A 20,768-nucleotide genomic window follows, 5' to 3' on the forward strand; every position below is an offset into this window, starting at 1 on the left:
GACCGCCGTGGAGGGGAGTTGCGTGTCCGAGCCGGGCTCATCGTCCGCGTCAACAGCGGTGTCCGACACCGCATCCGCCGGACCCGGGCTGCGGGCGTGGCAGCGCCGCGCGCTGGCCCGCTACCTGGCGGCCAGGCCGAGGGACTTCCTCGCGGCGGCCACGCCGGGCGCCGGGAAGACCACCTTCGGGCTACGGGTGGCGGCCGAGTTGCTCGCCGACCGCACGGTCGGCGCGGTCACCGTGGTCACGCCGACCGAGCACCTGAAGTACCAGTGGGCGGAGGCGGCCGCCCGGGCCGGCATCTCGCTGGACCCGGAGTTCCGCAACACCGGCGGCCGCACCTCGGCGGACTACCACGGTGCGGTGCTCACCTACGCCCAGGTGGCCGCGCACCCGGTGCTGCACCGGGCGCGCACCGAGACCCGCCGCACCCTGGTGATCCTGGACGAGGTCCACCACGCCGGGGATGCCAAGTCCTGGGGCGAGGCGGTCCGCGAGGCGTTCGAGCCGGCCACCCGGCGGCTGGCGCTCACCGGGACGCCGTTCCGCAGCGACGACAACCCGATCCCGTTCGTCACCTACGAACCGGACGGCGAGGGCGTGCTGCACAGCCGGTCCGACCACTCCTACGGCTACGCGGACGCCCTGCGGGACGGCGTGGTGCGGCCGGTGGTGTTCCTCGCCTACTCGGGGCAGGCCAGCTGGCGGACCAGCGCGGGGGAGGAGTTCACCGCCCGCCTGGGTGAACCGCTCACCGCCGAGCAGACCGCGCGGGCCTGGCGCACCGCGCTGGACCCGGGCGGCGAGTGGATCTCCGCGGTGCTGGCCGCCGCCGACACCCGGCTGTCCCAGCTGCGCGCCCGGGGCATGCCGGACGCCGGCGGGCTGCTGATCGCCACCGACCAGACCACCGCGCGCGCCTACGCCCAGCTGCTGCGCCAGCTCACCGGTACGGCGCCGGTGCTGGTGCTTTCCGACGAGGCCGGCGCGTCCGCCCGGATCGCCGCGTTCGCCGAGTCGAACGAGCGCTGGCTGGTCGCGGTGCGGATGGTCTCCGAGGGCGTGGACGTGCCCCGGCTGGCCGTCGGCGTGTACGCCACCAGCGCGTCCACCCCGCTGTTCTTCGCCCAGGCGGTCGGCCGGTTCGTGCGGGCCAGGCAGCCGGGGGAGACCGCATCGGTGTTCCTGCCCAGCGTGCCCGCGCTGCTGGAGCTGGCCAGCGCGCTGGAACGGCAGCGCGACCACGTGCTGGCCAAGCCGGACCGGCCCAAGGAGGGCTGGGACGACGACCTGCTCGCCGATGCGCAGAAGCAGAAGGACGAGCCGGGCGAGGACGAGAAGGCGTTCACCGCGTTAAGCGCGGACGCCGAGCTGGACCAGCTCATCTTCGACGGCGCCTCCTACGGCACCGCCACCTTCGCCGGCAGCGACGAGGAGCAGGACTTCCTGGGCCTGCCCGGGCTGCTCGAGCCGGACCAGGTGCGCGCCCTGCTGGAACAGCGCCAGCGCACGCAGCTGGTGCAGCGGTCGGCGGTGGCCGAGGCGCCCAAGCCGCCCGCCCCCGAGCCCTCGGAGCGCCCCGCGAGCACCCACCAGCGCCTGGCCGGCCTGCGCAAGGAGCTGAACACGCTGGTCGCGCTGCACCACCACCGCACCGGCAAGCCGCACGGGGTGATCCACGGCGACCTGCGCCGCACCTGCGGCGGCCCGCCGACGGCGATGGCCACCCTCGAGCAGCTGGAGGAGCGCATCGCCACGCTGCGCTCCTGGCGCTGACCGCCAGCTGACCGATCCCGCCACCGGTGCGGCCTGATCGTCTTAGGCCCGCGCTTGACCGCCGGACGCGTCGCTCGGCGACCCGGCGGGCGCTCTCCCCGGAGTGCGTTGCGCACCCTTTGGCTCTGCGTGGAGATATGCAACATCCGGCGTGCGGGATTCTTCGGGCGCCCGGACAGGGGGTGGGTGCTCGAGCTTGCGGGGTAGCGTCGGGGGTCATGGGGTTCGAGGTGGCCGCCGTGCGTGCCCGGTTCCCGGCGCTGGCCGACGGCCGGGCCTGGCTGGACGGGGCCGCCGGCACCCAGGTGCCGGAATCGGTGATCGATGCGGTCACCGATGTCTACCGGTCCGGGCTGGGTAACCAGGGCGCCGCGTTCGCCACCAGCCACCGGCTGGGCGGGCTGGTGGCCGACGCCCGCCGCGCGGTGGCCGACCTGGTCGGCGCCCCGGACCCGGCCGGCGTGGTGTTCGGCCCCAGCACCACCGCGCTGACCTACCGGTTCGCCGGTGCGCTGGCCGCCGGCTGGCGACCCGGTGACGAGGTGGTGCTCACCGAGCTGGACCACGAGGCCAACGTGGGGCCGTGGGCGCGCGCGGCCGAGCGGGCCGGGGCGGTGGTGCGGATGGCCCCGTTGGACCGGCTCAGCGGCACGCTGCGGACCGAAACCGTCGCCGGGCTGCTGAACCACCGGACCCGGCTGGTCGCGGTCACGGCGGCGTCCAACCTGCTCGGCACGATGCCGGACGTGCCGGCCATCGCCGCGGCGGCGCGTGAGGTGGGCGCGGTGACCTACGTGGACGGCGCGCACCACTGCCCGCACGCCGTGGTCGACCTGCCGGCACTGGGCGCCGACCTGTACGTGACCAGCGCCTACAAGTGGTACGGGCCGCACCTGGCGGCCGTGGTGGCGCGCGAGCCCGGGCTGCTGGACGGACTGGCGGTGGACAACCTGCGCCCGGTGACCGGGACCGCGCGGTTCGAACTGGGTACCAACCCGTTCCCGGCCCTGGCCGGGGTGGCGGCGGCGGTGGACCACCTGGCCGGCCTGGTCGAAGGCCCGGGCGCCCGACGGGAACGGCTGGCCCGGTCGATGGCCGGCGTGGTGCGGCACGAGCGGGGGCTGGCCGGGGCGCTGCTGGCCGGTTTGCGGGACGTGCCGGGTCTCAGTTTCCTGCCGGGCTGGGAGGAGCCGGCGGGGCGGCGGGCGCCGACCGTGTCGTTCCGCCTGGCCGGCTGGTCACCGGCCGAGCTGGCCGGGGAGCTGGACCGGGCGGGGGTCAACGCCTGGCACGGCACGGCCTACGCGCTGGGCGCCGCCGAGGCGCTGGGCATCGCCGGGAGCGGGGGCGCGGTGCGCGCATCGGTGAACCTGTACAACGACTCCTCGGACGTATCCCGGCTGGTCGAAGCGGTCCGGAAATGCGCAACGGGGCGAGGACCCGGTTAGAGTCCCCGCCCCGTCGCGGTGGTCTTTCGTCTCGCCGGCTCAGGCGCCGGACTGGAGGTCTACCGACAGCTCGCGGAGCTTTGCTTCGTGTGCCCGGGCGTGGTGCCCGCAGAAGAGCAGTTCGCCCCCGGAAGGGAGTACCGCTCGAACCTTTGCCGCTGCTCCGCAGCGGTCACAGCGGTCGGCGGCGGTGAGCTCGGGCCGGACAAGTGTTCCTGGCATGGCTGCCTCCTCCGTCTCCGACACCGGCGGGACCGGTGCCCTCGTGCGGGACGTCACCGCGACGACTTGTGTCCTCTCGGTCCCGCTACTCTTCCAGACGAATTGCCGCCCCGCACGTGTTCCGTACTCAGACGCGACATCCGTCACTGTCCCTTAGCGTGTCGGTTACACCCGTTACCGCCCGTTGCGGCTGCCAACAATCATCCGCTCGACCCGTTGTGCAGGCAATCCGGCATCTGCCGTAACAACAAGTGTCCGGTTGGTTCCTCTAGGTGACAGGGCGTGACCACACACGGAAAGGGACGATGAACACAAAAATCTCGGCGGGGCTCGAGCGTGTTCCGGCTCCGGCGGTGTTCCTGCTGGGTGGCGGCTCGATGTACCTGGGCGCGGCGCTCGCCGTGGGGCTGTTCGAGGTGCTCAGTCCGTCCGGGGTGGCCTGGCTGCGGCTGCTCGGCGCGGCGGTGGTCCTGGTGGCCTGGCGGCGCCCCGGCCGGGCCGCGTGGCGGGGCCGCCCGCTGCTGCTGGCCGGGCTGTTCGGCGTGGTCACCGGGCTGATGAACATCGCGTTCTACGAGGCGATCGCCCAGCTCCCGCTGGGCACCGCCGTGGCCATCGAGTTCTGCGGGCCGGTCGCGGTGGCCGCGCTGTCCTCCCGGCTGCTCCGGGACTGGGCCGCGCTGCTGCTCGCCGCGCTCGGCGTGCTGCTCATCGCCGACGTGCGGTGGTCGGGCAGCCCCACCGGGGTGCTGTGGGCGCTGGCCGCCGCCGCCGCGTGGGCCGGCTACATCGTGCTGGCCAAACGGGTGGCCCAGTACGGCAACGGGGTGGACGGGCTGGCCGTCGGGTTCGCGGTGGCCACCGTGGTTCTCTCGCCGTTCGCGCTGGGCACCGGGCCGGCCTGGTCCAGCGCCCGGCTGCTGCTGCTCGGCGTCGGGGTGGGAGTGCTGAGCAGCGTGCTGCCCTACGTGCTGGACCAGGTGGTGCTGCGCCGGGTCGGCCGCGCGCGGTTCGCCGTACTGCTGGCGTTGCTGCCGGTCACCGCCACGGTGGTGGGCCTGCTGGTGCTGGCCCAGGTGCCCGGCATCGCCGAGACCGCCGGCATCCTGGCCGTGGTCGCGGCGGTGGCGCTGCGCTCGCGCGACGGCGACAGCCCCGAGGACCCGGACGGTCCCGGGGACGCCGTCAGTTCACCGTCTCCAGGGTGACCGCGTCCCGCCGCAGCCGCGCCTCGTAGACCCGGGCGTGGTGGCCGCAGAACAACAGCTCGCCGCCACTGGGCAGCACCGCGCGCACCTTGGCCCTGGCGCCGCACCGGTCGCATCGGTCGGTGACGTTGAGGGGCAAGGTGGCGCTGATCGATGCGGCCTCGGTGGCGGACATCGCCGTCTCCATTCTGGTCGGCGGGGGAGCCTCTACCGGAATGGTCGGTACTCCTGGGTCAGGTGTTACCTAACGCTGTTAGTCCAGGTAGTCGCGCAGGACCTGGGACCGCGACGGGTGGCGCAGCTTGGACATGGTCTTGGACTCGATCTGCCGGATGCGCTCCCGGGTGACCCCGTAGACCTGGCCGATCTCGTCCAGCGTGCGGGGCTGGCCGTCGGTGAGCCCGAAGCGCAGCCGGACCACGCCGGCCTCCCGCTCGGACAGCGTGGCGAGCACCGACTGCAGCTGGTCCTGCAGCAGGGTGAACGACACCGCGTCCACGGCCACCACGGCCTCGGAGTCCTCGATGAAGTCACCGAGCTGGCTGTCGCCCTCGTCGCCGATGGTCTGGTCCAAGGAGATGGGTTCCCGGGCGTACTGCTGGATCTCCAGCACCTTCTCCGGGGTGATGTCCATTTCCTTGGCGAGCTCTTCCGGCGTGGGCTCGCGGCCCAGGTCCTGTAGCAGCTCGCGCTGTATGCGGCCGAGCTTGTTGATGACCTCCACCATGTGCACCGGAATACGAATGGTGCGGGCCTGGTCGGCCATGGCCCTGGTGATGGCCTGGCGAATCCACCAGGTGGCGTAGGTGGAGAACTTGTATCCCTTGGTGTAGTCGAACTTCTCGACCGCGCGGATGAGGCCCAGGTTGCCTTCCTGGATCAGGTCCAGGAAGGCCATTCCGCGACCGGTGTAGCGCTTGGCCAGCGAGACCACCAGCCGCAGGTTGGCCTCGAGCAGGTGGTTCTTGGCGCGCTCGCCGTCGCGGACGATCCAGCGCAGGTCCCGGCGCATCTGCGGGGAGGCGGTCTTGTCCGACTCGGTCATCTTGCGCACGCGCTCGGCGGCGTAGAGCCCGGCCTCGATCCGCTTGGCCAGCTCCACCTCCTCCTCGGCGTTGAGCAGCGCGACCTTGCCGATCTGCTTCAGGTAGGCCCGGACCGAGTCGGCCGAGGCGGTCAGCTCGGCGTCCTTGCGGGCCTGCCGCAGCGCCTCCGACTCCTCCTCGTCCCAGACGAAGTCACCGGACTTGCGGGTCGCCGTGGACGAGGAGGTGGTGCTGGCTACCGCCTTGCCGGGCTCCGCCTCGGCCTCTTCGCCGTCGTCATCGTCGTCATCGTCGGACGCCGTGGCGACCTCTTCGTCGGCGTCGTCCTCGATCTCTACGTCGTCGACGTCCACATCGGTGAGGTCTTCCACATCGGGGCTGGCCGAGTCGAGGTCGAGGTCCTCGCCCTCCACCATCGACTCGTCGTCACCCTTGCCGGTCTTCGCCTTCGTGGGCTTGGCCTTGCCGCCGGCCTTCTCCGTGGTCTTGCTCGCGCCACGCGACCGGGTGGCGGTCTTCGTGGCGGTCGTGGCGTGCCGGGTCCGCCGCGCGGGGGCCGCCGCGCCGTCGACGGTCATGTCCGGTTTGGTTACGGGTTCTACGGCTGCCACAGGGGCCCTTTCGCGACGTATTCGGCTTGGCGAGCGACATTCCGAACTGGTCGGTTGCCCTCAGCTCCTGGTTGCCCGTCGAACCGCGTTTCGCCTGACTGGCCGATCGGCTCCGAAGCGGGCACACGACATTGTAACGAGCGACCGCGTGACCGTGCTGTCGTTGGTCACCGGCGCGTTCGAATGTGTTGGAATCTGGGCATGGACGGGCTTGACCTGGAGGGGTTGCGCGCCATCGCGGTGCGCGTCGCGACCGAGGCGGCGGGGGAGGCGGCGCGGCTGCGCGCGGCGGCCATCAACGACGTGCGGACCAAGACCACGCACACCGACGTGGTCACCGCCGCGGACACCGAGGTGGAGCGCCAGCTGCGGGAACGGCTGGCCGAGCTGCGTCCGGACGATGTGGTGCTGGGCGAGGAGGGCGGGTTCGGGGCGGGCGGGTCGAACAAGACAGCCTCGGAGGGGGACCGGCTGTGCTGGGTGGTCGACCCGATCGACGGCACGGTGAACTACCTGTACGGCCTGCCCTGGTACACGGTCTCGGTCGGGGTCACCCGGAACGGGGAGTCGTTGGCCGGCGCGGTGGTGGAGCCGCCGTCCGGGCGGGTGTGGAGCGCTTCGCTGGGCGGCGGTGCCACCCTGGACGGGATGCCCCTGCGGGCGTCCGGGGCGAGCCGGCTGGATTTGTCCCTGATCGGCACCGGGTTCAGCTACCACCGGGAGCGGCGGGTGCGGCAGGGCGAGCTGGCCACCGCGCTGATGGCCCGGGTGCGGGACATCCGGCGCGCCGGCTGCGCCTCGCTGGACCTGTGCGCGGTGGCCGCCGGCTGGCTGGACGGCTACTACGAGCACGGGGTGAACCCGTGGGACTGGGCGGCCGGTGCGCTGATCGCCACCGAGGCCGGTGCGGTGGTGCACCTGCCGGACCCGCGCGCGCCGTTCGGGGAGGCCATCGTGGCCGCCGCGCCGGGCATCGGCGGGCCGCTGGCCGAGGCGCTCAGCGAGCTCGGCTCGGCCGAGATCTAGCGCCGAAGGCGCTGGCCGAGCACGCGCCCGGTCAGGCGCGTGCGGGAGGTTCAGCAGGCGACGTCGCGGGCGGCGGTCAAGAGCTCCTGGTCGGCGGTCGGCGCGGCGCCGGCCTCGGTGACGTTGGTCTGGCCGGACGGCCCGGCCAGCTGGTCCAGCGCCTGGCGCGCCGCCCTGGTCGGGGCGATCTCGCCGAACTGGCTGCCGATCGCCACGTCCACCGAGTCGTCCGGCCGGTTGTCCCGCAGCAGGGCGACGCAGGGCAGCACCAGGCTCACCGTGCGCGCCGCCGCCGCGCCGGCCGCGCCGTACCGGATGCCGCCCCGGCAGATCAGGTCACCGTTGGGGTAGAGCGGGTCGTTGGTGGCCGGTGCCGCCTCGGTGAAGCCGAGCTCGCCCAGCTGGCTGGCCACCAGGGTGGCCTGGCCGCGCTGGCCGCCGCCGTTGAGCACCCGGATGCGCACCGCGCCGGGCGCCGCCGGGGCGACCTCGTCCAGCGCGCTGGAAGGCTGGGCGACCCCGGCGGCCTCCGCGCCGGCGGCCGGCGAGGGGCACGCCGTGCCGGCCGCGTCGGTGGAGGACTTGCCCAGCACCATCGACCAGGTGATCACTGCCCCGATGGTGAGCACCGTGACCAGCGCGATAACCGGACGGGCGGCACGGCTCTGAGCAGCGGACATCGACTTCACGCCCGGTACCCTAATGTGACCTGCGGTGAATCCGTCGCGACGCGGTCGGATTGCGATGGGATTTACCGCCTCCCTGAGCTACCCTCTGCGCCTGGCGAGGTCGGTGACCGGGGGACAGCCCGCGTTCGCGCGGGCCGACAAGACCGCCGCCCCGCTCAGATTGAGACACGCGTCACCCCTTCGCCCGGGCACAAACCGGCGAGCTGGGACGTTGTGCCGCAGCACGACACAAGACAGAGTTGTTGAGGGTGGGAACAATGGCGACCGATTACGACGCACCGCGCCGCAATGAGACAGATGACATGGCGGAGGACTCCCTCGAGGAGTTGAAGGCGCGTCGGAACGAAGCGCAGTCCGCCGTGGTGGACGTGGACGAGTCGGACACCGCGGAGAGCTTCGAGCTGCCCGGTGCCGACCTGTCCGGGGAAGAGCTGACGGTGAAGGTGCTGCCGAAGCAGGCGGACGAGTTCACCTGTTCGAGCTGTTTCCTGGTCATTCACCGCAGCCGACTGGCCGCGCACCACAACGGCCAGCCGGTGTGCCGGGACTGTGCCTGAGCGAGAACTAACCCGGTACCGGGGTCTCCGCCGCTAGTCGGAGGCCCCGGTACGCAGGCACTTCACCAGTGCCTCGGCCCGGCGCACGCTGAACAGCCAGTAGGGCGTCGGGTCGGCCGGGTCGTCCAGGGTGAGCCGAACCATCGGCCCGATCCAGGCCCGGTGCACCAGGTACGCGGACGGGTCCAGCTCCGGTCCGAGCTGGACGCGTTTCTCGGCCGGCGCGACCGCGCGGGCCTCGGTGACGAACCGGGTCGGCAGCGTGGCCGGGCCGACCCGGAGCACCTGCTCCCCGTCGCCGGTCTCGGTGAGGGTCACCCTGGTCCGGCCCAGTCGGACCAGCCACCAGGCGGCGAGCGGTAGCAGCAGTGCGGCCGGGATCCACCAGGGCACCTCGGGATGCCCCAGAAGGACGCTGATTTCCAGCAAGCCGATCACGATGAGCGGTGACGGCCACCACCACCAAGGCACCGACAACCGTTCGTCGAATCGCACGGCGCCGGAGGGCGCACGCTTGGCGGCGCCGCGAATTTGGCTCACCTCGCTCAGGGTAGTCTCGCCCGCCGTGGGTACCGGAAGTGGTGACAGGCAGGGCGTCCGGGTGTTGTTGACCCGGCTCGATCCTGGTGTGCCGGTGCCCAGCTATGCGCATCCGGGTGATGCGGGAGCGGACCTTGTTACGGTCAGTGACGTGGTGATCGCCCCCGGTGAGCGCGTGCTGGTCGGCACCGGAGTGGCCGTGGCGCTGCCCGAGGGTTACGCCGGGTTCGTGCACCCGCGCTCCGGCCTGGCCGCCCGGCTCGGCCTGTCCGTGGTCAACACCCCGGGCACCATCGACGCCGGCTACCGGGGCGAGATCAAGGTCTGCCTGATCAACCACGACCCGCGCGAGACGATCAACCTGCGCCGGGGCGACCGGATCGCCCAGCTGGTGGTGCAGCGGGTGGAGCACGCGAGCTTCCTCGAGGTGTCCGAGCTGCCGGACTCGGTCCGGGGCGACGGCGGCTACGGGTCGACCGGCCTGGCCGCCGCCGCGGCGGGTGCCGCACCGGCCGTCTCGGCGGTGTCGGCCGCGTCGTTCCCGGACGGCCGGGAGCCGTAGGTGTTCGGACGCGCCCGGCGAGAGTCCGACGATCTCGAGGACCTCCCGCCCATCGAGCCGAAACGGCCGGCGGCCGAGCGGGCCCGCCGGCGGGCCGAGGGCGGCGGGCCGTTCGACGTGGACGACCCCGAGACGGACGACGTCGACGGCGGCCTCGATTTCGGCTCGCTCCGGATTCCCATGCCGGCCCGGGCGCAGCTCCAGGTGGAACCGGGGGCCAACGGCCTGCTCAAGGCGGTTCACGTGCTGGTGCCCGCCGGCCGGGTCAGCCTGAGCGCACTGGCCGCGCCCCGGTCCAGCCCGCTGTGGCGGGAGCTGGCCGAGGAGATCTCGGTGTCGCTGGCCAAGGACGGCACCCGCGTGCGCTCCGAATGGGGGGAGTGGGGCCGCGAGGTGCAGGCCGCCTCCGAGGGCGCGCTCTCCCGGTTCATCGGCGTGGACGGGCCGCGCTGGATGTTGTACGGCGTCGCCACCGGTCCCGAGGAGGACGCCGAAGAGGCGGCCGAGACGCTGAGGGCGATGATCCGGGGCACCGTGGTGACCCGGGGCGCGGAGCCGTTGCCGGTGAAGACCGTGCTGCCGCTGCGCGTGCCGGAGCATCTGGCCGAACGGGTCGAGCAGGCCCGTGACGAGGCCCGCGCGGCGGCTTCCGCCGGCCGGCGTTCCGGCCGGCGGCGCAGCATCGGCCGCGCGGACCAGGGCCCGGTGCGCGAGCTCCCGGCGCCCGTCCCGCCGCCACCCGGTTCCCGGCAGCCGGCGGCCCACGTCAACGGCCACCCCGGTGAGCCCGCCCGGGCGCCCGGACACCCGGCGGCTCCCGCGCCGCGGGTCCCGCCGGCGCCGGCGCAGCCGCCGAGCTGGACCCAGTCCCCGGACCCCAGCGCCACCCGGCCGGGCCTGCCCCCGGTGCCCACACTGGCCACCCAGGAGACCAACGGCATCCCCCGGGCCGGGATCGAGTCGACGTGGTCCATGGCGAAGCCGGTGGTCAGCGCCGAGCAGGTGGCCCGGCAGCCGGCCTGGGCGCAGCTGTCCGCCGCCCCGTCGTTCTGGCCCGAGCCGCCCCGGCGCCGGCCGGCGGCCCACCGGCCGAACGCGGCCCCGCCGTCGCATCGCCCGCCCGGTGGTCACTCCGGCGCCGGCGCCCCGGCCGGCGGATACCCCGGTGCCGGTCAGCCGAGCGGCCACCCCGGGGCGAACGGCCACCGGGGCGCCGGGCAGCCACCGAACAGCCAGTTCGGGAACGCGGCCCCGGCAATGAGCCAGTTCGGGAATATCGCACCGGCGAACGGCCAGTTCGGTCCCGGCTCTCAGCCGAACGGTCAGTTCGGGAGCGGTTCGCAGTCGAATGGGCAGTTCGGTACCGGACCTCAGTCGAACGGCCAGTTCCCGGGTAGCGGCCAGTCGAACGGTCAGTTCGGGAGCGGTTCGCAGTCGAATGGGCAGTTCGGTACCGGACCTCAGTCGAACGGCCAGTTCCCGGGCAGTGGCCAGTCGAACGGTCAGTTCGGTACCGGCCCTCAGCCGAACGGCCAGTTCCCGGGCAGTGGCCAGTCGAACGGTCAGTTCGGTACCGGCCCCCAGCCGAACGGCCAGTTCGCCGGCGGCGCCGGGGCGAACGGCCGGCCGGGCCACGGCGGACCGTCCTCCGGGCCGCCACGCGCCGGAGCGTCGTCACCCGGATACCCGGCGACCGGCGCCGGTGGCCGGCCGGGCGGCTGGTCCGGCTCGCCGCGTGACCCTTCCGGACTGCCCGAGCCCCGGCCCGGCCAACCGGGCCCGCGCGACCCGAGGCGCCCCGGGCCGCCGGAGGGCGGCTACCCGAGCCACTCCGGGCACCTCAGCCATCCCGGCCTGCCCGCGCGGCCCGGGGACCCCTGGCCGCCGCCGAACCGCGGTGCGGCGGACAACGGGGGCCCGCGCCGGGACGGGCGGATCCCGGAGCCGGGCGGCCACCGTGAGCGCCCCTCACAGATCGACAGCACCGATGCCCTGCACCTGGCGCTGACCCAGGACGCGGCGGTCACCCAGGACCGGCTGCCCCGGGTGGAACGGCGGCGCCGGGCACGCGGCGAGTAGCCCGCAACCAGGCCAGCACGGCGGCCCGCCCGAGGCTTTCCCGGTCCGCGCCGAGCGCGGTGAGCGTGCTGGTCACCAGTGCGGCGCGGGGGAGCAGGTCGTGCCAGCGCCCGGCCACGCCGAGCGGGTGCACCGGGTCGTCCGCCATGCCCACCAGGCCGACCGGCAACGGCAGCCCGGCCAGCTCGGCCTCGGTCGGCCCCGGCTCGGCGGCGGCCGCGCGCAGCGACTCGGTGAGGCCGGCGCCGTGCCGGGTCCAGGCCCTGGTCAGCTCCCGGCCCAGCCAGTCGGGGGTCTCCGCCCGGGCCTGGGCCAGCGTGACGGCCAGGCCGTCCCGGCCCACGGCGTCGGCGGTGAGCCGCGCGGCCAGTGCGGCCGGCGCGTTCCCCGGCTGCCCGGTCCAGGCGGGCAACGCCAGCAGCAACCCGGCCACCGCCCCCGACCCCGCGTGCTCGGCGGCCCACCGGACGGCCACCTGGGCACCCAGTGACACCCCGCCGACCAGGAGAGGCCGCGCGCCGGGGTCGGCGGCCGCCCGGTCCAGCGCGCGGCGGTAACCATCCGGCACCCGCCCCCCGGCCAGCAGGGGAGGGGCGAGCAGCGGAATGCCCACCGCACGCAGCGGAGCCTCGAACGAGGCCCGTACGAACACCTCGTCGGAACCGGTTCCGGGCAGCAGCACGGCCAGCCCGGGCCGGTCTTGTTTCGTCCGCATGACCAGCAGGATGCCGGAATGTTTGAAGTGGCCTTCAAACGGTTATCCTGGGGCGGCGTAACCGACCGGGTGGGTCGGTTCCCTCCGCACACCCCGGGAGAGGGCATGGGATCCACCGACGGTGGCCTCCTGAAGCGATTCATCCGACGACTCACCTCCGACGTGGAGGATCTCGACGCCGACGACCTGACCCGGGACACCGACCGGTCCGGAGCCAACCGCGCATGTGACTGCCGGTGCGGGGACGAGGTCGTCATGGTGGGTAGGCTGCGCTCCGTGGAACTGAGTCCCAAGGACGCGGCCGCGACCCTGGAGGCGGAGCTGTTCGACGGCACCGACGGGGTCACCCTGATCTGGGTCGGCCGCCGCCGGATCCCGGGCATCGAGCCGGGCCGCCGGATTAAGGTGCGCGGCCGGATGGCGGTGCGCGACGGCCGCAAGGTGCTCTACAACCCCTACTACGAACTGCGTCAGGCCTCGTGACCGGTCGCCACGCGCGCCCGAAGAGCCCGCACGAACCGCACGCCCCCGAAAGCGGCGCGGACGGTGACGAGCAGCGGGAGAAGGCCGCCCCCCAAACCATTCTCGAGCAGCTCGGCGGCGTCTCCGGGATGATCTACTCCACCATACCGGTGGTGGTGTTCGTCCTGGTCAACTCGCTGACCTCGCTGATGCCGGCGGTGATCGCGGCGGTCGGGGTCGGCCTGCTCATCGCGGTCGTGCGGCTGGTCCGCAAGGAGCCGCTGCAGCCGGCCGTGTCCGGCCTGCTCGGCGTGGGCGTGGGCGCGTTCATCGCCTACCGGACCGGCCAGGCGAAGGACTTCTTCCTGCTCGGCATCTGGTACAGCGCGCTGCTGTCCAGCGTGTTCCTGATCTCCGTGCTGGTCCGCTGGCCGCTGGCCGGGGTGATCTGGCACGGCATCAACGGCGACGGGCAGGGCTGGCGCCAGGACCGCTACCTGCTGCGCGGATACACCCTGGCCAGCCTGCTGTGGGTGCTGGTGTTCGGCGCCAAGTTCGTGGTGCAGCACTGGCTGTACGACACCGACCAGACCGGTTGGCTGGCGTTCGCCCGGATCGCCATGGGCTACCCGCTGACCGGGCTGGCGCTGCTCGGCACCATCTGGGCGGTGCAGCGCGCCCGTCGCCGGGGCACCCAGGTCAGCCCGGCCTAGCGCGGAACGCGCTTGGCGAGCGCGCGCCCGGTTGGGCGCGCGGGAGACACCGCGGTCACCGGCGCCGGGCCGGGGCGGGGGTGTCCATCCGGCCGTTGTGCGGGCTGGGCACACGCACCGGAGCGGAGCGGGCGTCCGCGCGGGCCTTCGCCGGTGCGGCGGCCGGTGCTGCGGGCTTGGCGGCGGGTGCCGCGCGGGGCTTCCCCCGCATCATCAGCCCCATTGCCGCGCCGATCCCGGTCATCACGGCCACCACGTAGAACGCGTTGGCGTAGGTGGTGGTGCCGACGTGCTTCACCAGCTGCTTGTACAGCGGGGCGAGCCCGGCCACGCCCTTCGCGGCCGCATCCAGCAGCGGCGCCGGCGAGGCGGGGTCGTGGGTGATCAGGCCGCCCCGGTCGGCCATCAGCTGCGCCTGCTGGGCGGTCTGCAGGCCGCCGAACACGGCCACGCCGAGGCTGGAGGCGGTCCGCATGACCACGTTGGCCAGCGTGCTGCCCGCGTTGATCAGGGCCGGGGGCAGCGCGCTCACGCCGGCCGCCATGATCGGCATCATGGACAGCCCGACGCCGATGTTGCGGATCGTGGTCCAGAGCACCAGTTGCTCGCGGGGCACGTCCGGGGTGATCTGGGCCAGCAGGAGGGAGCCGTAGGCGGCGACGGCCAGCCCGATGGTGATAGGCCAGCGGCCGCCGAAGCGGTCCAGCAGCCGGCCGGCGGCCGGCGCCAGCACCGCCATGGTCAGCGCCGAAGGCATCATCAGCAGGCCGGCGTCCAGCGAGGAGAAGCCCTTGTTGGTCTGCAGGTACAGCGGCACGTAGTAGAGCAGCGCGAACAGGCCGACCGCGCTGATCGCGATCAGCACCAGCGAGTTGCTGTACACCAGGGTGCGCACCACCCGGATGTTGATCAGCGGCTGGTCCACCTCCAGCTCGATCACCACGAACAGCGCGAAGCAGAGCACGCTGACGGTGGCCAGGATGAGGATGCCGTAGCTGGTCCAGCCCCAGTCCGGGCCCCGGTCGGCGGCCACGGTCATGGTGGCCAGCGCGGTGGCGATGGCGGCGAAGCCGGGCAGGTCGAACCTCGGCCGGCTGGTTTCCGCGTTCCTGGGGAAGATGACCAGCGCGGCGATGATGCCGATGATGCCCACCGGAACCTTGATGAAGAACACCAGGTGCCACGAGGTGTCCTCCACCAGCCAGCCGCCCAGGGCGGGCCCCAGCGCCGGGGCCAGGATCACCCCCATGCCGTAGATGCCCATCGCGCCGCCGATCTTCTCCGCCGGGACCAGGCGGTAGATCAGCTGCATGGCGACCACCGGGATGATGCCGCCGGGGATGGCCTGCAGCACGCGGAACCCGATCAGCGTGGGCAGGTCCCAGGCGATCCCGCACAGCGCCGACGCGATGGTGAACACCACCATGCAGGCGAGGAACACCCGGGTCGCACCGAAGCGCTCGGTGAACCAGCTGCTGGTCGCGGTGGAGATGCCCAGGGTGAGCAGGTAGGCGGTGCTGACCCAGCGGACCGAGTCCATGCCGCCGCCGAAGTCGCGCTGGATGGCGGAGATCGCCACGTTGATGATGCTCGTGCCGAGCGCGCTCAGGAAGGTGCCCAGCACCAGTACCAGTAGGGGAAGCGCCCAGCCGGCACCGCGACCGCTAGTGGTCATCGGGCAGCCGGCCGGTAATAGAGTACGGATCGTTCTTTAGCATTGGTAACGATAATAGTTGCGTAATGCCACGATTTCCAGGGCTGTTTTGGCGCCGAATTAAACGGGCGCGCCCGGTGCGGACCTCATACGCTGATCAACACTTCGGCAAGATCGGCACCAAGAGGCGGGAGCCAGGGATGCGTCGCATGCTTCTACCAGTTGCTTTCATGGGGGTCGCGCTGTCGATGCTCGTGGCGTCGCCGGCCGCCGCCGCAACCGCCTCGGAGCGGGACTCGCCCTACCGCGGCGGCTACCGGGTCGGGTTCGACGCCGGCAGCCGGGACGGCTGGGAGGATGCCCGCCGGGAGTGCCGCCGGCACAACCGGTACGACGACCGGGCGCGCATCGAGTCCCGCCGGGGCGACTACGACCGGGGCTGGCGCGACGGGTTCCAGCGCGGCTACAACGTCGGCTTCGACCGTGCCGCCGACCGGTTCTGCCACCACCGCCGCTGGTAACCCCCTCATATCGCGCCTCTCACCAGCTCATGTCGCGTGTTTGGCCGGCCTGTGTCGCGGGATTGGCCCCGGTCGAATCCGCGACATGACCCGGTCGAATCCGCGATATGGGTTGGTGGAGCCCGCGATATGGGCTGGGGTTAGTGGCCGAGGGCCTGGCGGATGTCTTCCTCGACGTCGGGGGAGGCGACCAGGAGGAGTTCGTCCAGGCCCTCCAGCGGGTCGTCGGGCTGGGGCAGGATCACCCGGCCGCCGCGCAGCACCACGACCAGCGCGGCGCCGGTGGGCAGCTTCAGGTCGCGGACCGGCCGCCCGGCCAGTGGCGTCGCCTCGGGCAGGGTGACCTCGACCAGGTTGGCCTGCCCCTGGCGCAGCGTCATCAGCCGCACCAGGTCGCCGACGCTCACCGCCTCCTCCACCACGGCGGCCAGCATCCGGGGCGTGGACACCGCCACGTCCACCCCCCAGCTGTCGTCGAACAGCCACTCGTTGCGCGGGTCGTTCACCCGGGCCACCACGCGGCGCACCGCGAACTCCATCTTGGCCAGCAGCGACACCACCAGGTTGACCTTGTCGTCCCCGGTCGCCGCGATCACCACGTCGCAGTCCTGCAGGCCGGCCTCCTCCAGCGAGGACAGCTCGCAGGCATCCGCGTTGACCCACTCCGCGCGCTCGACCGCCTCCGGCTCGATCTGCGAGAGATCCCGCTCGATCAGCATGACCTCGTGACCGTTGTCCAGTAATTCGGCGGCGATGGACCGGCCGACCGCCCCGGCTCCGGCAATGGCGACCCGCATGACCTCAGCTCCCCTCGGGTTCTCGGGCCGCGGCGGCGGTGACATCGCCGACGGTGCCGGAGACCACCGCCGCGTACACGGTGTCCTCGGCCTGGATCACGCTGTCCTCCTCGGGAAGCACCCCGGAGCCGAAGCGCAGGATGAACGCCACCCGTGCGCCGGTGGTCTGCTCCAGCTCGGCCACCGGCCGGCCGGTCCACCCCTCGTGCAGGGGCAGCGGGAGCACGGCCACGGTGCCGGACGGATCTCGCCACGCGCTGCTCACCCCGTCGGGCAGCAGCATCCGCATCAGCCGGTCGGTGGTCCACGGCACGGTGGCCACGGTGGGGATGCCCAGCCGCTCGTACACCTCGGCCCGGCGGGCGTCGTAGATCCGCGCCACCACCCGCTCGATACCGAAGTTCTCCCTGGCCACGCGGGCGGCGATGATGTTCGAGTTGTCGCCGCTGGACACCGCCGCGAACGCGGACGCCTTGTCCAGCCCGGCCCGGCGCAGCACGTCCAGGTGGAAGCCGATGCCGCACACCTGCTGGCCCCGGAAGTCGGCGGACAACCTGCGGAAGGCGGTGGCGTCCCGGTCGATCACGGCGACCTCGTGCCCCTGTCGCTCGAGGCCCGCGGCCAGCGACGAGCCGACCCGACCACAGCCCATGATGACCACATACACGGGCGTTGCCTCCTCTTGCGGGGTGTACGTTTGGCGAGACAGTAGCGCCTAACCAGACCACTTCGCCGGTTCTGAGACGCTGCGCATAGGCTGCGCGCGTGGCGAAGCTGACCACCGCGATCAAGCGGATACTGGTGGGGCGACCGCAGCGTAGCGAGAAGCTGTCCGAGACGCTGCTGCCGAAGCGCATCGCGCTGCCGGTCTTCGCCTCCGACCCCATGTCGAGCGTCGCGTATGCGCCCGAGGAAATATTGCTGACGCTCTCCGTCGCCGGCGCCTCGGCGTACGTGTTCAGCCCGTGGATCGGGCTCTTCGTGGCCGTGGTGATGATCGCGGTGGTGGCGTCCTACCGGCAGAACGTGCGGGCGTATCCCTCCGGTGGCGGTGACTACGAGGTCGCCACCGTGAACCACGGCTCGGCCTGGGGGTTGGTGGTGGCCAGCGCGCTGCTGGTGGACTACGTGCTCACGGTCGCGGTGTCCATCGCCTCCGCCGCCGCCAACATCGGCGCGGCCGTGCCGTTCGTGGGTACGCACAAGGTCGCGTTCGCGGTCGGCGCGGTCCTGCTGCTCACCGCGATGAACCTGCGCGGCGTGCGGGAGTCCGGCACGATGTTCGCGATCCCGACCTACGCCTTCGTGATCGGCATCCTCGGCATGATCGCGGTGGGGCTGTGGCGCGTGTTCGTGGCCGGTGAGCAGGTGGCCGCCGAGAGCGCCGGGTTCCACCTGGTCGAGGAGGGCCAGCACCTCGCCGGCCTCGGGTTGGTGTTCCTGCTGCTGCGGTCCTTCTCCTCGGGTAGCGCCGCGCTGACCGGTGTCGAGGCGATCAGCAACGGGGTGCCGGCGTTCCGCAAGCCGAAGTCCAGGAACGCGGCCACCACGCTGCTGATGATGGGCGTGCTGGCCATCTCGATGTTCCTGGGCCTGATCGCGCTGGCCCGGCTCACCGGGGCCAAGGTTGCCGAAGACCCGGCGCACCAACTGGTGGGCGCTCCTGCCGGGTACGAACAGAAGACGTTGATCGCCCAGCTCGCGCATGCGGTCTTCGACGGCTTCCCGCCCGCGTACTTCTACATCCTGACGATGACCGGGCTCATCCTGGTACTCGCCGCCAACACCGCGTTCAACGGCTTTCCGGTGCTCGGTTCGATCCTGGCCCAGGACCGTTATCTGCCCCGCCAGCTGCATACCAGGGGTGACCGGCTGGCCTTCTCCAACGGCATCCTGTTCCTGGCCGCGTTCGCGATCCTGCTCATCGTCGGCTTCAACGCTGAGGTCACCCGCCTGATCCAGCTGTACATCGTGGGCGTGTTCATGTCGTTCACGCTGAGCCAGAGCGGCATGGTCCGACATTGGGCACGACTGCTGCGTACCGAGCAGGATCCGGCGGCGCGACGGCGGATGCGGCGCTCGCAGACGATCAACGGCTTCGGTTTCCTGATGACCGCCCTGGTTTTGGTGATCGTCCTGGTGACCAAGTTCACCCAGGGCGCCTGGATCTCGTTGGCGGCGATGGCCGCCTTCTTCGGCCTCATGACGGCGATCCGTCGGCACTACGAGACCGTGTCCAACGAGCTCTCCCTCGGAGACGAGCCGCAGCTGCTGCCCTCGCGCAACCATGCGATTGTGTTGGTTTCCGGGTTGAGCCGAGCCACCGTGCGGGCGCTCAACTACGCCCGCGCCACCCACCCGGACCGGCTCGAGGCGGTCACCGTGAACGTGGACAACAAGGACACCCGCGAGCTCACCAAGGCCTGGGAGGACCGCTCCCTGCCGGTGCCGCTGAAGGTGATCGAGTCGCCCTACCGGGAGATCACCCGCCCGGTGCTGGACTACGTCAAGCGCATCCGTACGGACAACCCGCGCGACGTGGTCACCGTGTTCATCCCGGAGTACGTGGTCGGGCGCTGGTGGGAGCAGGTGCTGCACAACCAGAGCGCGCTGCGGCTGAAGGGCCGGCTGCTGTTCCAACCGGGCGTCATGGTGACCAGCGTGCCGTGGCAGCTGGCCTCCTCCGAGCGGGCCAAGCAGCGGGCCATCGCCCGCCGCCGGCCGGAGAGCGCGCCGGGCGCGGTGCGCCGGGGCTACCCCGGGATCGCCGGGAACGGGGACGCGGAGGAGCGTCCGGCGAAGACCCGCCGCAAGTCGGCCCGCAGCACGTGACGGACCCGAACTGGCTGGACCGGGTGCTCGAGCTGGACGTCGGCCCGGTCGCGCACGGCGGCCACTGTGTGGCCCGGTTGGACGGCCGGGTGGTCTTCGTGCGGCATGCGCTGCCCGGGGAACGGGTGCGGGCGGTGGTCACCGAGGACCGGCACGGCGGGTTCTGCCGGGCGGACGCCGTGAGCGTGCTGCGCGCCTCGCCGGACCGGGTGCCGGCGCCGTGCGTGTGGGCCCGCGCCGGCGGCTGCGGGGGCTGCGACTTCCAGCATGCCAGCCCGCCCGCGCAGCGTTCACTGAAGGCCGACGTGCTGGCCGAGCAGCTGCGCCGGCTGGGCGGCGTAGAACGCTCGGTCGAGGTGGAGGAGCTGCCCGGGGGAGCGTTGGGCTGGCGGCGGCGGCTGCGGCTGGCGGTCGGTGCGGACGGCCGCGCCGGGCTGCGCGCGCACCGTTCGCACGAGGTGATCCCGATCGCGGACTGCTCGCTGGCGCCGGCCGGGCTGCTGCCGCCGGTGCTGGACCGGCACTGGCCGCCGGGGGACGAGGTGGCGGTGGAGCTGGACGCGGACGGCGTCGCGCACGCCGGCCCGGACGCGGGTCCGGTTGTGCACCGCGCCGCCGGCCGGGAGTGGCGCCTGTCGCCCGGCGCGTTCTGGCAGGTGCATCCGGAGCTGGCCGACACGCTGTGCGCGGTGGTGGGGGAGTGGTCGGCGCTGCCGGCCGGCGGGCGGGCCTGGGACCTGTACGGCGGCGCCGGGGTGCTGGCCTCGGTGCTGGCCGACAGGGTCGGGCCGACCGGTGCGGTGCTCGTGGTGGAGTCCGACCGGGCGGCGGTCCGCTCCGGCCGCGAGGCGCTGGCCGACCTGCCCTGTGTGCACTGGCGGCCCGGCCGGGTGGAGCGCATCTTGCCCGCCCTGCTGGCGGCCGGCCGCCCCGACGTGGTCGTCGCCGACCCGCCGCGCAAGGGCCTCGGCCGCGCGGTGGTGGACGCAATCGTGTCGGCCGGCCCGGACCGCCTGGTCTACGTCGCCTGTGACCCGGCCGCACTGGCCCGCGACGTCGGTCTGCTCGCCGCGCGTGGCTACCGGCTCGCCGACCTGCGCGCCTTCGACGCCTTCCCGATGACCCACCACTTCGAGTCGGTCGCCCTCTTCACCCCCGACAGCTGAGATCCGCTCTCCCTGTCCCGAGTGCTCCCGACGTCGGTATGGCTCTGCGTGGAAATATGGCGACAGTGAGGGGCATCTAGGCTGGTGAGTCCCGTCGCGGCCGCACTGGACCGCCGGAATCCATGGTCAGCATGACATGACGG

Annotated in this window: 21 protein-coding genes; 12 read left to right on the forward strand and 9 right to left on the reverse strand. The window is 72.6% G+C overall.

The features are described 5' to 3' along the window. The first annotated feature begins 58 nt into the window (after positions 1–58). Both ABEB12_RS35210 and ABEB12_RS35215 read left to right on the forward strand, forming a co-directional pair. Positions 59–1,777 carry a DEAD/DEAH box helicase gene (locus ABEB12_RS35210; RefSeq protein WP_345703418.1) on the forward strand — a complete coding sequence of 573 codons (1,719 nt, stop codon included), beginning with the start codon at positions 59–61 and terminating at the stop codon, positions 1,775–1,777. Between the two features lie 218 nt (positions 1,778–1,995). Further along, positions 1,996–3,225, forward strand: coding sequence for a cysteine desulfurase-like protein (locus ABEB12_RS35215; RefSeq protein ID WP_185065134.1), 1,230 nt, complete (start codon positions 1,996–1,998; stop codon positions 3,223–3,225). A 39-nt stretch (positions 3,226–3,264) separates the two neighbouring features. Here the strand turns inward: ABEB12_RS35215 and ABEB12_RS35220 are convergent, their stop codons facing one another. Continuing rightward, positions 3,265–3,447, reverse strand: a complete 183-nt coding sequence (locus ABEB12_RS35220) for a DUF7455 domain-containing protein (RefSeq protein WP_345703419.1) — start codon at positions 3,445–3,447, stop codon at positions 3,265–3,267. A gap of 305 nt (positions 3,448–3,752) precedes the next feature. Between ABEB12_RS35220 and ABEB12_RS35225 the strand changes: the two genes are divergently transcribed. Then, a complete protein-coding gene (locus ABEB12_RS35225; protein WP_345703420.1) occupies positions 3,753–4,655 on the forward strand; it encodes an EamA family transporter in 903 nt (300 codons plus the stop codon). Here the strand turns inward: ABEB12_RS35225 and ABEB12_RS35230 are convergent. Beyond that, complete coding sequence (locus ABEB12_RS35230; protein WP_185065135.1) at positions 4,633–4,830, reverse strand: DUF7455 domain-containing protein; 198 nt, start codon at positions 4,828–4,830, stop codon at positions 4,633–4,635. The two genes, ABEB12_RS35225 and ABEB12_RS35230, sit on opposite strands and share 23 nt — an antisense overlap. Before the next feature lie 78 nt (positions 4,831–4,908). Further along, on the reverse strand, positions 4,909–6,279 hold the full coding sequence (locus tag ABEB12_RS35235) for an RNA polymerase sigma factor (protein WP_185065136.1): 1,371 nt from the start codon (positions 6,277–6,279) through the stop codon (positions 4,909–4,911). 234 nt (positions 6,280–6,513) lie between these two features. Between ABEB12_RS35235 and ABEB12_RS35240 the strand changes: the two genes are divergently transcribed. Continuing rightward, positions 6,514–7,338 (forward strand): inositol monophosphatase family protein, encoded by an 825-nt coding sequence (locus ABEB12_RS35240; RefSeq protein WP_185065137.1) that lies wholly within the window; start codon positions 6,514–6,516, stop codon positions 7,336–7,338. 50 nt (positions 7,339–7,388) lie between these two features. Here the strand turns inward: ABEB12_RS35240 and cei are convergent, their stop codons facing one another. Then, positions 7,389–8,018, reverse strand: a complete 630-nt coding sequence (gene cei, locus ABEB12_RS35245) for an envelope integrity protein Cei (RefSeq protein ID WP_185066120.1) — start codon at positions 8,016–8,018, stop codon at positions 7,389–7,391. A gap of 266 nt (positions 8,019–8,284) precedes the next feature. On the opposite strand from cei, the gene ABEB12_RS35250 reads away from it, so the two are divergent. Then, complete coding sequence (locus ABEB12_RS35250; protein ID WP_185065138.1) at positions 8,285–8,584, forward strand: DUF4193 family protein; 300 nt, start codon at positions 8,285–8,287, stop codon at positions 8,582–8,584. A gap of 33 nt (positions 8,585–8,617) precedes the next feature. On the opposite strand, the gene ABEB12_RS35255 is transcribed toward ABEB12_RS35250, so the two are convergent. Further along, the gene (locus ABEB12_RS35255) at positions 8,618–9,124 is read right to left on the reverse strand and encodes a DUF3093 domain-containing protein (protein WP_345703421.1); all 507 of its coding nucleotides are present in this window, start codon (positions 9,122–9,124) and stop codon (positions 8,618–8,620) included. A 25-nt stretch (positions 9,125–9,149) separates the two neighbouring features. Between ABEB12_RS35255 and dut the strand changes: the two genes are divergently transcribed. Together dut and ABEB12_RS35265 are read left to right on the forward strand one after the other, a co-directional pair. After that, complete coding sequence (dut, locus tag ABEB12_RS35260; protein WP_345703422.1) at positions 9,150–9,686, forward strand: dUTP diphosphatase; 537 nt, start codon at positions 9,150–9,152, stop codon at positions 9,684–9,686. Next, positions 9,687–11,765: a DUF3710 domain-containing protein gene (locus tag ABEB12_RS35265; RefSeq protein ID WP_185065140.1), complete on the forward strand. Its 2,079-nt coding sequence runs from the start codon at positions 9,687–9,689 to the stop codon at positions 11,763–11,765. Here the strand turns inward: ABEB12_RS35265 and ABEB12_RS35270 are convergent. Then, a complete protein-coding gene (locus ABEB12_RS35270; RefSeq protein WP_185065141.1) occupies positions 11,710–12,480 on the reverse strand; it encodes an alpha/beta hydrolase in 771 nt (256 codons plus the stop codon). The genes ABEB12_RS35265 and ABEB12_RS35270 overlap by 56 nt on opposite strands. 105 nt (positions 12,481–12,585) lie before the next feature. Here ABEB12_RS35270 and ABEB12_RS35275 point away from each other — a divergent pair, with 105 nt between their 5' ends. Together ABEB12_RS35275 and ABEB12_RS35280 are read left to right on the forward strand one after the other, a co-directional pair. Continuing rightward, positions 12,586–12,963: a single stranded DNA-binding domain-containing protein gene (locus ABEB12_RS35275; RefSeq protein WP_185065142.1), complete on the forward strand. Its 378-nt coding sequence runs from the start codon at positions 12,586–12,588 to the stop codon at positions 12,961–12,963. After that, positions 12,960–13,655, forward strand: coding sequence for a DUF3159 domain-containing protein (locus tag ABEB12_RS35280; RefSeq protein ID WP_345703423.1), 696 nt, complete (start codon positions 12,960–12,962; stop codon positions 13,653–13,655). Before ABEB12_RS35275 ends, ABEB12_RS35280 begins: the two co-directional genes overlap by 4 nt. Before the next feature lie 55 nt (positions 13,656–13,710). On the opposite strand, the gene ABEB12_RS35285 is transcribed toward ABEB12_RS35280, so the two are convergent. Further along, complete coding sequence (locus ABEB12_RS35285) at positions 13,711–15,330, reverse strand: DHA2 family efflux MFS transporter permease subunit (RefSeq protein WP_185065143.1); 1,620 nt, start codon at positions 15,328–15,330, stop codon at positions 13,711–13,713. 188 nt (positions 15,331–15,518) lie between these two features. On the opposite strand from ABEB12_RS35285, the gene ABEB12_RS35290 reads away from it, so the two are divergent. Beyond that, positions 15,519–15,830: a hypothetical protein gene (locus tag ABEB12_RS35290; protein WP_185065144.1), complete on the forward strand. Its 312-nt coding sequence runs from the start codon at positions 15,519–15,521 to the stop codon at positions 15,828–15,830. Between the two features lie 140 nt (positions 15,831–15,970). Here the strand turns inward: ABEB12_RS35290 and ABEB12_RS35295 are convergent, their stop codons facing one another. Together ABEB12_RS35295 and ABEB12_RS35300 are read right to left on the reverse strand one after the other, a co-directional pair. Next, positions 15,971–16,627: an NAD-binding protein gene (locus ABEB12_RS35295; RefSeq protein ID WP_185065145.1), complete on the reverse strand. Its 657-nt coding sequence runs from the start codon at positions 16,625–16,627 to the stop codon at positions 15,971–15,973. Between the two features lie 4 nt (positions 16,628–16,631). Continuing rightward, positions 16,632–17,294: an NAD-binding protein gene (locus ABEB12_RS35300; protein ID WP_185065146.1), complete on the reverse strand. Its 663-nt coding sequence runs from the start codon at positions 17,292–17,294 to the stop codon at positions 16,632–16,634. Between the two features lie 98 nt (positions 17,295–17,392). On the opposite strand from ABEB12_RS35300, the gene ABEB12_RS35305 reads away from it, so the two are divergent. Both ABEB12_RS35305 and ABEB12_RS35310 read left to right on the forward strand, forming a co-directional pair. Beyond that, positions 17,393–19,459, forward strand: coding sequence for an amino acid permease (locus tag ABEB12_RS35305; RefSeq protein ID WP_185065147.1), 2,067 nt, complete (start codon positions 17,393–17,395; stop codon positions 19,457–19,459). Further along, positions 19,456–20,625 carry a TRAM domain-containing protein gene (locus ABEB12_RS35310; RefSeq protein WP_185065148.1) on the forward strand — a complete coding sequence of 390 codons (1,170 nt, stop codon included), beginning with the start codon at positions 19,456–19,458 and terminating at the stop codon, positions 20,623–20,625. The genes ABEB12_RS35305 and ABEB12_RS35310 overlap by 4 nt, the downstream gene beginning before the upstream one ends. Positions 20,626–20,768: the final 143 nt, after the last annotated feature.

It is taken from the genome of Actinospineispora eucalypti (assembly GCF_039543365.1).
GTDB classification, from domain to species: Bacteria; Actinomycetota; Actinomycetes; order Mycobacteriales; family Pseudonocardiaceae; genus Pseudonocardia; species Pseudonocardia eucalypti.